Here is a 12,877-nt window from a genome sequence, read left to right on the forward strand (position 1 = left end):
CCATTATCTTTAATATTTGTAGAGATGTTGCTGGTAACATCTCTACATTTGATTTTTTTACTCCCATAATCTTCTTCCTGCTTTCCCTTGTAATCTTTCATGGGTATCTTTTAATAAGGTAGGAATATCTAAATTTTCTGGACATTTGGGTAAACAATCACCACATTCTGTACAACGGTTGGCTTTCATTCCTGGAAACCAATGACCGGCTTTTTCAAACATTCCATAACGATATTGTCCATAATCTGTCATATTGTAGGCTACGGCTAAATTTCTTAATCTTAAAACTTCGGGAATATGAATATTTTCGGGACAAGGTAAACAAGCATAACATTGACTACATTTATCAGTTAATAAAACATTATTTTGCTGAGTTTCTAATCTTTCTAAAATATCAATTTCCGCTTTTGTTAATTCATTTTTATGAGCAAAAATTTCTGGAGATATTACTAACTCTTCCGGTTTTGCTGGTCCTATACTCAAGGTAGTAATGCGTTTATCATTTAGCAGAAAACGATAATTAAAATCTAAGGGTGTGAATGGATGACAAAGTTCTTTTAATCTTTGGGGTGGACTATATAATTTTCCCCCTTTATCAGCGGGAGAAATAATAAAAACCCCCATATCTTTCTCTATTGCTAATTGAATTGCGGCGGTATTACGTTGGAAAAAATAGTAATAATGCAGATTGACAAATTCAAAAAAATCTGTATTTATAGCTGCTAAAATTAGATCTAATCCACCGTGGGTAGAAAAACCAATATGTCTAACTCTGCCATCATTTATAGCCTCTTGTACAGCCAGCATACAGCCGTTTTTTGATTGTACCCATTCTAAATGTTGCCAAGTATTTAATCCATGAATTCCTAGACAATCTAAATAATCTAAATTTAACCGTTTTAAAGATTCATCAATATACTGACGCATGGTATCAGCATCCGCTGTAGGCGGAATTTTGGTAGTAATATAAAGTTGATGACGAGGTATTGATAAACCAGCCTTAATAGCTTTAGCCAGATATGCTTCGCACTCACCATAACCTCTAGCTGTTTCTAGATGATTAATTCCTAAAGATAAGGCTTTTTCAATGGTTTGCTGGACATTTTCGCTATCAGTTAAATAGCGCATTGTTCCCAAAGAAAAAACAGAAAGATGTAAATTAGTTTTACCAAAACGACGATATTGCATGAATCCAATTTATCCAGTTAAGTAAATGATGGCTGAGTTGAGGAAAGAATAGAGAAATAATAAAATAATTTTTTTTGTGTTTTCTCAATTCTCAGCTTTGACAACTCAGTAATTATTACTCAATACTTTCCTGCGGTACTAGCTTTCTCCATTGCCAAACCGCTTAATTAAGTCCTCGGGACGGAGATTAGAAATAAATTCGCGGAAGGCCTCCTGTTCAGCTTCATCAGCATCACGATCTACGGGGATAGAAGCATCAGCGACTACTTCTTCCATCACCCAAATAGGGGTATTTGTACGTAGGGCAATAGCGATCGCATCACTGGGACGAGCATCAATTTCTTTTTTGACATCCCCTTGCTGAAGAATTAACGCAGCATAAAAGGTATCCTTTTGCAGAGTATGAATAATGACTCTATCTAAGGTCATATTCCACGCCTCCAGCATATTTACCATCAGGTCATGGGTTAAAGGTCTAGGAGGCTTTTGATTTTCCATAGCCCCCATAATTGCTCTCGCTTGTTCTTGACCGATGTAAATGGGCAAAGCGCGACGATCTGAACCATCTTTCAGGAGTACAATCGGGCTGCGGGTGATGGCATCTAATGCTATACCAGCGACTTTCATTTCTATCATTGGTTCAGCCTCTAAAATTCTTTAATCGCTTGGAACTATGTAGCAGACAATACACTCTTCTGAAAATTAAAAATTAATGGTTCGTTGACTGTTGTTGTGGTCTCCTAGCAATGAGGTATAAATAAACCTATTTCATACCATATTAACAACTAATTTATTTATCCTTCATATTTTATCCTTCTTTAACCTTTAAATTCAAGTAAGCCCTGGGAGTGATGTTAATATGTTAATATTCATTTAGCAAAATCGGGAAATAAATTAAACCTACGGGCTGTAAATTTTTTCCGATAATTATGAGTTGATTTCCGCCAAAATTAGGCAATAAATAAAATTATTTTCGCAAAAGCTGTGTTTACAGGATTAATTCAAGGTTTAGGAACGATAAAACCCCGTGGGGGAGATTTGTGGCAGATTAGTTATCTTAGTCAGCCACAGACAATCGTTCAGGACTTGGCTTATGGTGATAGTATAGCTGTAGATGGAGTCTGTCTGACGGTTGAAGAAATATTAAAAGATGGATTTATTGCCACCGCTTCACCAGAAACCCTCGGGCGCACAACATTAGGTCAAGAAGAAACTCAGCAAAGATATGTTAACTTAGAAACATCGCTGCGAGTAGGTGGTAAAGTCGGTGGTCATTTTGTCATGGGTCATGTAGATGGAATTGGTCAGTTAATAACATCTAAACAAACTGCTAGTTCCTGGGAAATGACCTTTGTTGCTCCCGATGCGATCGCTCGTTATATTGTTCCTAAAGGTAGTATTGCTGTTAATGGTATCAGCCTAACGGTCGCTGAATATAAATCAGAGTTATCTCAATTTACAGTCGCAGTCATACCGCTGACTTATGCCGAAACCAATCTGAGTCATTTAGTCCCAGGGAGTTGGGTAAATTTAGAAGCAGACATCTTGGGTAAATACGTAGAAAAGTTCCTCACTCCTGGAAATAATCACCATCAAAAAGGGGATATTACAACTGCATTTTTAGCAGAAAATGGGTATTTGTAGAGGGAATTGGCAATTCCCCCTACCTTAATTAACGAGCTTGGGCTATCCGCTGAGATTGTATCAATTGACTGATTCCACCCTCTAACTGTACACCTGGGTCAACAGCCACCCATCCATTTTGGGTGAGGTGACGGACTTCAAAGTGCAAGTGAGAACCAGTAGAATTACCCGTGTTACCAACTAAGCCAAGGACAGTTCCTGGTTCTACCCATTGGCCGGGTTGAACAAAGATTTCTGACATATGACCGTAGAGAGTTTGTTGAGCCGAAGCATGATTAATGATCACAGCTAAACCGTAACCACTAACCCAGTTAGCAGTCTCGACTTGACCTTTAGCTGCTGCTAAAATTGGTGTTCCCGTGGGTGCCCCCAAGTCTGTGCCAGTGTGAAAGCGACTATCACCTGTGATAGGATGAACTCGCCAGCCAAACAAAGAAGTAATTGGGGCAGCGATAGCTAGAGGGAAGATCATTCCCGAACCACTACCACCACGATAGGCAATGGTATTAGTATAAGGAACTTCTGGTAAGACTGATGCCAGGGAGAACTTATAAGACACCATACTGGCACGAGGAGCAACATTGCCCTCCATCACTGGTGCTGGTAAACTACCCACCGGGGGAGCGATAGGATTAGCGCTCACAATTGTAGTGCTAAATTCCCCAGGATGAGGGAGAAAGCGACGGCGATGATAGGCTGCTTTTGTATGACTTGTATAATTGCGGGTATCAGTTCTGTTTTCAATTGCCCTTGACCGCCAATTATGTCGAGTCCGACTAATTTTACTGTCACTATTAGTAACATTTTCAGCAATATTCTTTTGCTGATTGTTATTTCCAGTTATAGGTGTCCAGGCTGATTTTTTGGCGGGGAAAACGGTCGGTAATTTAGCAGTTGCACTTTTTTTCAGCCAAGTCGGTGATGATCCTTGAAACTTAGCCACGGGGCGATTTTGGGTAGTTTTAGCACAAGCACCTGCGCCTAAAATTGTTCGACAACCTCTAGAACGTTCTGTCACTACTACAGAACTTGGGGATTGATAGTTACCTGTGTCGGGATTTTTGTACTCAGTGGGATCAATATAATTGTTGTTGTAATCCTTTGCGTTACTCCCTGTATCTATGGTAGTCTCCTCAGAGATTTTGGTTGTTCGGGAGACTTCCGGGAGTGTTTTGGCTAGGGAGTCAGCTTCCGACTGTTGAGCATTTTCACCTCTGGATTTTGCATCTCTAATAGCTTGTATAGCTCTATATCCACTTTTACTACTTAGCCTTTTTTTTAGCCTAGCTTGGCGTTCAGAAAAATCTGTTTTTGGTTGTGCTGTTGGTGACACAATAGTTTCTGGCTGAGCTGATTTGGCTGCTGCTTTTGGTTGGGAATTCTCAATAGTTGGGACAATGTTGTATATTGATGAACTTTCACTTGCAGCCACAAAACCGCTACCGATAAGACTAAAGCTAGTTAGTAGACAAAGGCCTCGTCCCGGTAGTTTAGAAGCAAAACCTTTACTCATCCCACTTAAGTAAAAATTTTTATGGGCAGATTTATGATGCTGCGTCATTTGTTCTCTTTTTTTGTGTGTAATAAACCTAAGAAAATGATGTCATTAAATGTTGGATGGATGTGTACTATCCTACCAGATGAAACCTAAGCTTGACGATAACCCAAACTAATTGTACCTGGTTGGCAGCAAATTTCGGGTGTTATTGGTGCTTTTGGATCATCAGTTGTCATTTTTAACCGGAGATTACCCTCTTGAGTTACACCAACTACTGTACCTAAAAGATTATTGACATAAACCTGATCACCCATATTTGTGAGGACATCAAGATAGTTAGATAAGAGTATACTTATTCCTTCTGCTTGTAAACACTCTATACCGGACTTAATTCCTAGTAAAACCTTTGAAGTTAGCATTTCTAGGTGATCTATCATCTGATAATTCTGGGAATTTTGCCATAATTTCAGATTAATTCCTGTGGACGGAACCTGATTTTCCCAGTTAATACCAACACCAATAACGGCTTGAGTGATTTGTCCTTGATTAACTTTGGTTTCCGTCAAAATGCCGCCTAATTTGCGACTATTTAATACTAAATCATTCGGCCATTTTATGCCCACTGGTAAACCACATTTTCGTAATTGTGCTGTAATGCCCCAAGCGCTGGCCAAGGTAAGTTGATAACTATTGGTAGCTTCTAGTTTAGGATCTATTGCCATCGAAAGATATAGACCGCCAGCAGGAGACTGCCATTGACGACCCCATTGGCCTCTCCCTGCGGTTTGTTGAGTAGCAATAACTATACAGCCTGGTTTTTCTCCTTGGTGAATGAGTTGCCACAGGGTTTGATTTGTGGAGGATAATGTATTAAAAATATGTAGGGAGAATGGTAAGTCTTGATGCTTATATTCTGCTTTTAAGCTATCTACCAAAAGTTGCCGATTAAATTCCACTGCATTGCCCCATAATTGACTTGAAGATTTTTTTGGCTTTTTGGCAAATCTGTTTTGGCCGTTGTTCAAGTTAACATTGAATTGATTGAAAGTTGTTAATTTTCTGTTGAGGTTTGGTTAAAGATGCACACTTGGCATTGGCACAATTGGGAAGGTCTACCCTACCTAACTTGTAATCTTCTAAAACCCTGGCCTCATGGTTTCTTTACCCAACGGTTTTGGCCACGTCTACCTCATGAGCTAACTGAGGCACTACAACCAGAGGCCTTAGTTTATCGCTTAAAACAGGTACATGGCAATACTGTTTTGACTCCCCAGGAAGTTGATCATTATGTTAACATCAGTGATGATGATTTGGCTTTAGCAGATGGTTTAATTAGTCATCAACCTTTACAAGCTGTCTGGGTGGCCTCTGCTGACTGTACACCTGTTTTGATTGGAGATGTCAAAACTGGACAAGTAGCGGCTTTACACGCTGGTTGGCGCGGTACTGCGGCGAAAATTGTCCCGGCAGCTATTCATAGAATGCAAGCCCACGGCAGTAATTTAGCAGATTTGCGTGTGGCAATGGGTCCGGCTATTGCGGGTGAAGTTTATCAAGTGGCGGTGGAAGTAGCCGCAGAAATTGGCAGTAGCGTTATACCACACAACGAACCAGAAAAAATTATTGCTGCTTTGCGTGATTTACCAAATTCACCTTTACTCAGTGATACAGAACCGGGAAAAGTGCGTTTAGATGTGCGTCAGGTAAATGCTTTACAGTTGGAACAGTTGGGAGTTAGTTTAGAACAAATTGCCATCGCACCCTATTGTACTTTCCAAACTCCAGAACATTTCTTTTCCTATCGTCGAGAACAGCAGAAAAAGGTGCAATGGTCAGGAATTGTCAGTTTAGATGATATTACCCAACCGAATTATCACTAAAAGTGTAAGAATGGTTATTCATAGAAAGAAAACTTGCCATTTCCAAAGTTGTTCTATATTGGTATAAACAAAACATAACGGGACACAATCATGACTAATACCCAAACCAATAGCGATATCCAAGCAAAAATCCAAGAAGAAGTTGAAGAAGCTCGGGCTGTATGCGACATTTCCGGTAGTAATTCCGCTGCGTGTGCTGCTGCTTGGGACGCAGTAGAAGAACTTCAAGCCGCAGCATCTCACCAGAGCCAAGACAAGCCTAAAAACTCTCTAGAAAAGTATTGCGATGCTAATCCAGACGCAGATGAGTGCCGTCTTTATGAAGACTAAAACCAGCAGTTGTACTTTTTTCACTAAGTGACAATTTACGGGAATTTTGCACCAGACGGGGAATAAACCCCCCGTTTTTCACTTTTGAACAGAATACCAAAACTGACTTTTTTTCTTTCATGGCTCAAGACAAGCTACGCTATCAAATATCCAGTTACAAATTTTTCTAGTTTTCTATTGACTCTATGACAGAAGTATGGTTTCGCCCCTATGTTTGGATGGACTATTGGCTAGAATTATTATTTGTGCTGATTATTCCCATAATTCTCCTAATTTGGGCATTTGTGCAAAAATCTGAAGCCATGCAACGCTTATTAATGATTTACTGGCGTGTAGCTAGTCTATTAGCCATTACTATCTATTTAATGATTGGTGGCTTGGGAGTTGGTTTTATATCTGCTTTAATGGCACGGATTCTCGTCCCTATGGCACTATGGTTTTGGGTGGATATCAATGATGAAATTGAGTATCATCCCCAAGGTGCATTAAAACTGATTTTTACCTCTTGGCGTTGGGCAACAACGGTTTATTGTAGTTTAGGAGCGTTAGCCCTTTTACCTTTTTTACGTTGCGCTTTTTCGGCTAATACGCTGAAAACTCCTTACTGTAGTGTTTGGTTGGAAGCACCATTAGTCTTTAAAGACTATTTCCACCATAAGAGTACACCTGCTTTTCTCGGTTTTATCGGTATAGTTACTTTGGGATTTTACATAGTGTATTTAAGTTATTTTGTCGCGTTCAAACTCAGTAAATATGGACGTTCGACTACACATTAATTGTGTCTCATGGCAAGTCGCTCAAAGGTCACTCATGTTAAAATTATGAATAGTCCTATTAGTAAAAGACTGGAACAATACACAGTTAAAAGACCACAAGAGGTGCTTATTATCAATGTGGAAGTTGACGGTGAAACTGATACAATTGCTGTTTTTAAAGGCTTTTCTAGTTCTTTAATGCGTTCAACTGCTTTTGATCCTGATGTTCCTGTGTTATCTGAAGCTGCTAAAATTATCACTATTGATAGAATAGCAAGTCCCTATCATCCTGAGTCACCCCGTTATCTGGAAAAGGATATTTCCTGGGAAAATATGCAGGTTTTATTGTCGGAAGTTGGTGTTTAGATTAGTCAGGGTTTTTTGAATTTTCAATTGTCACTATGTCCCGTTCTGGATACACTTTACCAGTTTTCGCTTGTGCTGCTGCTGTTGCGGCTTTACATTGGCTACGTTATCGTAAAAATATAAATTCTGTCTCCATAGACTTGCTTGAACCTGCTAAAATGGGAGAAATACCCATTGACCAAGTAGCAGGAATATCAGAAAATCAAGCCCTGGCTATGACTCGCAGTGATCCTGGTGATAATCTGGATTTAACTAAAAATACACCAATTTGGTCCGTGGTAGAATGGTACGAAGGAGATGGAGAATCAGTAATTATTCAGGGTGGAGAAGGTATTGGGAAAAAACTCAATGATGATGGTAAAGCCGCAATTTATACTTACGCTCAACGGTTATTTCAGGAAAATTTACGTAAATTATTAACAGAGACGGAAAAAATCAAAGTTACTATTATTTTACCAGAAGGGCGATCGCTGGCCATCCGTACTTCTAACTCAGCTTTTGGTGTAGTAGAGGGACTATCTTTACTGGGAACAACGGGTATTTCTCAACCTTTAAGCACACCGGATCAATTAGCGGCTTTTCGTGCTAATCTAGAGGAAAGGGCTAGTAAATTTACAACTTTGGTATTTTGTATTGGGGAAAATGGGCTAGATTTAGCCCAGAAAATCGGTATAAATCCCGCACAGTTGATAAAAACCGCCAATTGGTTGGGACCAATGTTAGTAGCTGCTGATGTCTTAGGTGTCAAAGAAATTTTATTATTTGGTTATCATGGTAAATTGATGAAACTAGCGGGGGGAATTTTTCACACCCATCATCATTTGGCTGATGGTCGTCGGGAAATTTTAACCAGCCATTGTGCTATGCTCGGTTTAAATGCGACCGATATTCAAACCATTTTTCACAGTCCTACAGCCGAAGCAGCACTAAAACACCTGAAAAACCTTGATATTAATACTGGTAGTAATTGGGTAAATCTAGTCTATAGTGCAATTGCTGAAGCAATTGACACCCGTAGCCAAGTATATATCAATAGCCACAATGAACAAGGTAAAACTAGTATAGCTTGCGGTTGCGTCCTGTTTGACCGCGATCGCCAAATTTTTGTAAAAAGCAAAACTGGTTGTATCTTACTGGAAAAATTGTGCTAAATTAATAAGAATTATCATCATACCAATTTAAAGTAGGCAAATAGTCACTCCAGAATTATCAAATTTATCAATTAACTTATCCGTCTTTGCGGTTAATGATAATTGAAATCTACTAGTCTAATCTGGCTGCTTGGTCTTAAATTGGTATAAATAACTCAAATAAATATTTTTTTTAATACTAAATTTGAAATTTGAATTTGATTTCGATGATTAATTTAACAGTTATGACTATTAATCACAAAAATCATCAAAATCACAGACTGTGACTTTCTATCCTTAACGACACACCTTGGCTACCATGAATACAGCGGTGACTCTACCAACGGTTGAAGTACCTCAAACACAACAAAATTTGGGGAACCTGAAACAGCAAATAATTGTAATTTTAGACTTTGGTTCTCAATATTCTGAGTTAATTGCGCGTCGTATCCGCGAAACTCAAGTATATTCCGAAGTTCTTTCCTACCGCACCACAGCGGAACAGTTACGTCAACTTAACCCCAAAGGTATTATTCTTTCTGGTGGCCCTAGTTCTGTATATAGTGACTTTGCTCCCCATTGTGACTCAGAAATTTGGAAGTTGGGAATACCAGTTCTGGGAGTGTGCTATGGTATGCAATTGATGGTTAATCAATTGGGTGGGGAAGTTACCAAAGCGGAACGAGGTGAATATGGTAAAGCATCTCTATATATAGATGATCCTACAGACTTATTAACTAATGTCGAAGAGGGTACAACTATGTGGATGAGTCATGGAGATTCAGTTACAAGCCTACCTCCAGGCTTTGAACTGCTTGCCCATACCCACAATACACCTTGTGCAGCGATCGCTCATCACGACAAAAAACTTTATGGCGTACAGTTTCACCCCGAAGTCGTCCATTCTCAGGGTGGTTTAGCTTTAATTCGTAATTTTGTTTATCATATCTGTGAATGTGAACCTACTTGGACAACAGCGGCTTTTGTTGAGGAAGCCATTCAGGAAATTCGCACCAAGGTAGGGGATAAACGGGTATTATTAGCATTGTCTGGTGGGGTAGATTCTTCTACTTTGGCCTTTCTTTTGTATAAAGCCATTGGTGAACAGTTAACCTGTGTATTTATTGACCAGGGTTTTATGCGGAAATTAGAACCCGAAAGGTTAGTAAAGTTATTTAAAGAACAATTCCATATTCCTGTAGAATATGTCAATGCCCGTGAGCGATTTATCTCAGCTATCGCTGGAGTCACAGACCCAGAGGAGAAACGTCGGCGCATTGGACATGAATTTATCAGTGTTTTTGAGGAAACATCCAAGAATCTTGGACACTTCGACTACTTGGCTCAAGGAACACTCTATCCAGACGTGATTGAATCTGCTGATACCAATGTTGACCCCAAAACTGGGGAACGGGTAGCAGTGAAAATTAAAAGTCATCACAATGTGGGTGGTTTACCAAAGGACTTAAGATTTAAACTGGTAGAACCACTGCGAAAACTATTTAAAGACGAAGTTCGTAAAGTTGGTCGTTCTATTGGTTTACCAGAAGAAATTGTCCAACGTCAACCTTTTCCCGGACCGGGTTTAGCAATTCGCATTTTAGGGGAGGTCACTGCTGAACGCTTAAATATTTTGCGAGATGCTGATTTAATCGTCCGTCAAGAAATTAACCAACGCGGCTTGTATAATCAGGTTTGGCAAGCTTTTGCTGTCCTTTTACCCATTCGCAGCGTTGGAGTTATGGGTGATAAACGTACCTATGCCCATCCTATTGTTTTACGGATTGTTACCAGCGAGGATGGGATGACCGCAGACTGGGCGCGGATTCCTTATGACGTGCTAGAAGCCATTTCTAACCGCATTGTCAATGAAGTGAAAGGGGTTAATCGTGTGGTTTATGATATCACTTCTAAACCACCAGGAACTATTGAGTGGGAATAGATAATAGGTAATAGGTAATTGGTAATTGGTAATTGGTAATTAACAGCTATTAGTTGCCTTTTACCTATCCTGATCAGTAAAATTAAGAATTATGACGTTTTGTTGAGAATATTATGACTGCAAAAGTAGAAATTTATACTTGGTCAACTTGCCCTTTTTGTCTCCGTGCTAAAAGTCTACTGAACAATAAAGGTGTTAATTTTACTGAATATAGTATTGACGGAGATGAGGACGCAAGAGCAAAAATGGCACAGCGAGCTAATGGTAGACGTTCTCTACCCCAAATTTTTATTAATGATCATCACATAGGTGGTTGTGATGATATACACGCCTTAGAACGTCAAGGTAAATTAGATGAGATGTTAGCATCTTAATTACCTAATTAAGATTAAAAGATTATGTATCAGATCCCCAAGTTCTTACTCTCATTTTTCTTGCTCTGAGATACATAAATGAATTTGAGAAGTCGGGGATCTTGAATATTCTTTAATGTGAAAATTCATGGATAACAGAGGTATAAAGGGTGAAACTGGCTTTTATTATTGATCCTATACATAAACTTGATCCATGTCATGATACCAGTGTGGCACTGATGGAAGCAGGGCAAATTTTGGGACATGAAATATGGATAACTCAAGCAAATTTACTAAGTGTAATTGATGGCAAAGCTTGGGCTGTATCCCAACAAGTAGAGCTTGTTCCTGTAAAGTTGGTGGAGGGACGTTGGTTAGCGGTTGATAATTGGTTTAAATTAAGCCCTAGGGTTTTTATTCCTTTAGAAGAAATGGATGCCGTATTTATGCGGACTGATCCACCAATAAATGACGCTTATCTTTATGCTACTTATATTTTGGATTATATTGACCAAAATAAAACTCTAGTCATCAATAACCCTGCTGGTATTCGTAGTGCGAATGAAAAAATGTACGCCCTTCAGTTTCGGGAATGTGTTCCCGAAACCATTGTTAGTGCTGATAAACAGGTTATCCGCGAGTTTGTGGTAGCCAAAGCAGCGACAATTCTCAAACCACTGGGAAATAAAGCTGGAGAAGGAATTTTATTTTTACAAGCAAGCGATCGCAATTTTAATTCTATTGTTGAACTTAGCACAGTTCATGGTCAAATTCCCGTCATGGTACAAAATTATTTACCTCAAGCCAAGGAGGGAGATAAACGGATTATCTTACTCAATGGTCAAGCCATAGGTGCGCTTAATCGTATTGCCAGCGGTAGTGATTTTCGTAATAATATGGCAACTGGTGGTACTGTCGCAAAAACTAATATCACCCCAAGAGAAGAGGAAATTTGCACTCATTTAGCCGCAAAACTCCGTCAAGATGGGTTAATTTTCGTTGGTATTGATGTCATTGGTGGCTACCTTACGGAAGTTAATGTGACAAGTCCTACCGGAGTCAGGGAAATTGATCGACTTAATGGTACTAATCTTGGTTATCAAGTAATTCAATGGGTAGAAGCGAATATTCATTTGAAGGGAAAATGAGGAATAATTTGATCAATTTCCTCCATGATTCGGAAAGTTTCTGTTAAGGAGATAACAACTTTTTGATAATGGTTAATTTCTTGGGTAGATAATTCTCGTTTAGCGTTTTTTCTGTCTTTTAACCATTTATCTAATACTTGATATCCACCGATTTTAAATTCCCAGATATGTTGAGGAATATTGGTAAAGTAATTCTGTTTATTAACATATACTCTTTGCAATTCTGAATGATAAGTAACCTCAGTAATTTGATTATCTCCTATTTGTTGATAAGTTGTCATTAAATTATTGAGTGTATGAGATTTCATTAAATGTAAATTAACTAATTCTTCTCCCTTGATAGCTAAGGAGTTAAATAGGTTTTGATTACTAGTTAAGGGAAGACGGGGAAAATCTATCTTTAGAAATTCAGCGTATCTAGTGCGGTATGTAGGACTGTGAAAAATAGCATAAGCATAGTAAAAAATTTGTTCTGGTGGGGGTATTTTACCAAGTTTTTCTTTAATAGCTTCTAAGAATTTTGGGGATAGGTTAGGAGTTTTTTCTACAAAAAGATTTGTTTGTTTATTTTCTGTATTTGGGTAGATATAAAGAGGAAAAACATAAGTTGCTTCTCTACTTTTTAACGATACAGTACAATGTT

General features: G+C 38.8%; 14 protein-coding genes. 9 read left to right on the top strand and 5 right to left on the bottom strand.

The genetic code is table 11. From position 1 onward, the window contains the following. Positions 1–57 precede the first annotated feature (57 nt). Positions 58–1,188 (bottom strand): aldo/keto reductase, encoded by a 1,131-nt coding sequence (locus H6F39_RS10700; protein WP_137908088.1) that lies wholly within the window; start codon positions 1,186–1,188, stop codon positions 58–60. A gap of 138 nt (positions 1,189–1,326) precedes the next feature. Further along, complete coding sequence (locus H6F39_RS10705) at positions 1,327–1,824, bottom strand: bifunctional nuclease family protein (protein WP_028082839.1); 498 nt, start codon at positions 1,822–1,824, stop codon at positions 1,327–1,329. Positions 1,825–2,172: 348 nt separating this feature from the next. Here H6F39_RS10705 and H6F39_RS10710 point away from each other — a divergent pair, with 348 nt between their 5' ends. Further along, on the top strand, positions 2,173–2,832 hold the full coding sequence (locus H6F39_RS10710) for a riboflavin synthase (protein ID WP_190371417.1): 660 nt from the start codon (positions 2,173–2,175) through the stop codon (positions 2,830–2,832). 28 nt (positions 2,833–2,860) lie between these two features. On the opposite strand, the gene H6F39_RS10715 is transcribed toward H6F39_RS10710, so the two are convergent. Both H6F39_RS10715 and H6F39_RS10720 read right to left on the bottom strand, forming a co-directional pair. Next, positions 2,861–4,393: a M23 family metallopeptidase gene (locus H6F39_RS10715; RefSeq protein WP_137908090.1), complete on the bottom strand. Its 1,533-nt coding sequence runs from the start codon at positions 4,391–4,393 to the stop codon at positions 2,861–2,863. A gap of 86 nt (positions 4,394–4,479) precedes the next feature. Further along, the gene (locus tag H6F39_RS10720) at positions 4,480–5,286 is read right to left on the bottom strand and encodes a biotin--[acetyl-CoA-carboxylase] ligase (RefSeq protein WP_137908097.1); all 807 of its coding nucleotides are present in this window, start codon (positions 5,284–5,286) and stop codon (positions 4,480–4,482) included. A gap of 123 nt (positions 5,287–5,409) precedes the next feature. On the opposite strand from H6F39_RS10720, the gene pgeF reads away from it, so the two are divergent. From pgeF to gshB, 8 genes are all read left to right on the top strand, one after another. Next, positions 5,410–6,210: a peptidoglycan editing factor PgeF gene (gene pgeF / locus H6F39_RS10725; protein ID WP_137908091.1), complete on the top strand. Its 801-nt coding sequence runs from the start codon at positions 5,410–5,412 to the stop codon at positions 6,208–6,210. A gap of 90 nt (positions 6,211–6,300) precedes the next feature. Further along, positions 6,301–6,540 carry a Calvin cycle protein CP12 gene (locus H6F39_RS10730; protein WP_137908092.1) on the top strand — a complete coding sequence of 80 codons (240 nt, stop codon included), beginning with the start codon at positions 6,301–6,303 and terminating at the stop codon, positions 6,538–6,540. 185 nt (positions 6,541–6,725) lie between these two features. Next, positions 6,726–7,316 (top strand): DUF3177 family protein, encoded by a 591-nt coding sequence (locus tag H6F39_RS10735; protein WP_190371416.1) that lies wholly within the window; start codon positions 6,726–6,728, stop codon positions 7,314–7,316. 45 nt (positions 7,317–7,361) lie between these two features. Then, positions 7,362–7,661: a hypothetical protein gene (locus H6F39_RS10740; protein WP_137908098.1), complete on the top strand. Its 300-nt coding sequence runs from the start codon at positions 7,362–7,364 to the stop codon at positions 7,659–7,661. Between the two features lie 35 nt (positions 7,662–7,696). Further along, on the top strand, positions 7,697–8,812 hold the full coding sequence (gene cbiD / locus H6F39_RS10745) for a cobalt-precorrin-5B (C(1))-methyltransferase CbiD (RefSeq protein ID WP_190371415.1): 1,116 nt from the start codon (positions 7,697–7,699) through the stop codon (positions 8,810–8,812). 298 nt (positions 8,813–9,110) lie between these two features. Then, entirely contained in the window at positions 9,111–10,733 is a 1,623-nt protein-coding gene (gene guaA, locus H6F39_RS10750; RefSeq protein ID WP_137908099.1) for a glutamine-hydrolyzing GMP synthase, read from the top strand. 113 nt (positions 10,734–10,846) lie between these two features. Then, on the top strand, positions 10,847–11,107 hold the full coding sequence (gene grxC, locus H6F39_RS10755; protein WP_190371414.1) for a glutaredoxin 3: 261 nt from the start codon (positions 10,847–10,849) through the stop codon (positions 11,105–11,107). Positions 11,108–11,256: 149 nt separating this feature from the next. Continuing rightward, positions 11,257–12,234 (top strand): glutathione synthase, encoded by a 978-nt coding sequence (gshB, locus tag H6F39_RS10760; RefSeq protein WP_190396681.1) that lies wholly within the window; start codon positions 11,257–11,259, stop codon positions 12,232–12,234. Here the strand turns inward: gshB and H6F39_RS10765 are convergent. Then, positions 12,216–12,877: type ISP restriction/modification enzyme (locus H6F39_RS10765; protein WP_304506178.1), on the bottom strand; the 662-nt coding region annotated here is incomplete at its 5' end. The genes gshB and H6F39_RS10765 overlap by 19 nt on opposite strands.

The sequence above is a fragment of the Dolichospermum sp. FACHB-1250 genome (assembly GCF_014696335.1).
GTDB classification, from domain to species: domain Bacteria; phylum Cyanobacteriota; class Cyanobacteriia; order Cyanobacteriales; family Nostocaceae; genus Dolichospermum; species Dolichospermum planctonicum.

Excerpts from the sequence above, each read along its gene's own strand:
- cbiD (WP_190371415.1), top strand. The coding sequence starts at position 7,697 with ATGTCCCGTTCTGGATACACTTTACCAGTTTTCGCTTGTGCTGCTGCT.
- pgeF (WP_137908091.1), top strand. The coding sequence starts at position 5,410 with ATGCACACTTGGCATTGGCACAATTGGGAAGGTCTACCCTACCTAACT.
- H6F39_RS10715 (WP_137908090.1), bottom strand. The coding sequence starts at position 4,393 with ATGACGCAGCATCATAAATCTGCCCATAAAAATTTTTACTTAAGTGGG.
- grxC (WP_190371414.1), top strand. The coding sequence starts at position 10,847 with ATGACTGCAAAAGTAGAAATTTATACTTGGTCAACTTGCCCTTTTTGT.
- H6F39_RS10735 (WP_190371416.1), top strand. The coding sequence starts at position 6,726 with ATGACAGAAGTATGGTTTCGCCCCTATGTTTGGATGGACTATTGGCTA.
- H6F39_RS10705 (WP_028082839.1), bottom strand. The coding sequence starts at position 1,824 with ATGATAGAAATGAAAGTCGCTGGTATAGCATTAGATGCCATCACCCGC.
- H6F39_RS10740 (WP_137908098.1), top strand. The coding sequence starts at position 7,362 with ATGAATAGTCCTATTAGTAAAAGACTGGAACAATACACAGTTAAAAGA.
- H6F39_RS10730 (WP_137908092.1), top strand. The coding sequence starts at position 6,301 with ATGACTAATACCCAAACCAATAGCGATATCCAAGCAAAAATCCAAGAA.
- guaA (WP_137908099.1), top strand. The coding sequence starts at position 9,111 with ATGAATACAGCGGTGACTCTACCAACGGTTGAAGTACCTCAAACACAA.
- H6F39_RS10700 (WP_137908088.1), bottom strand. The coding sequence starts at position 1,188 with ATGCAATATCGTCGTTTTGGTAAAACTAATTTACATCTTTCTGTTTTT.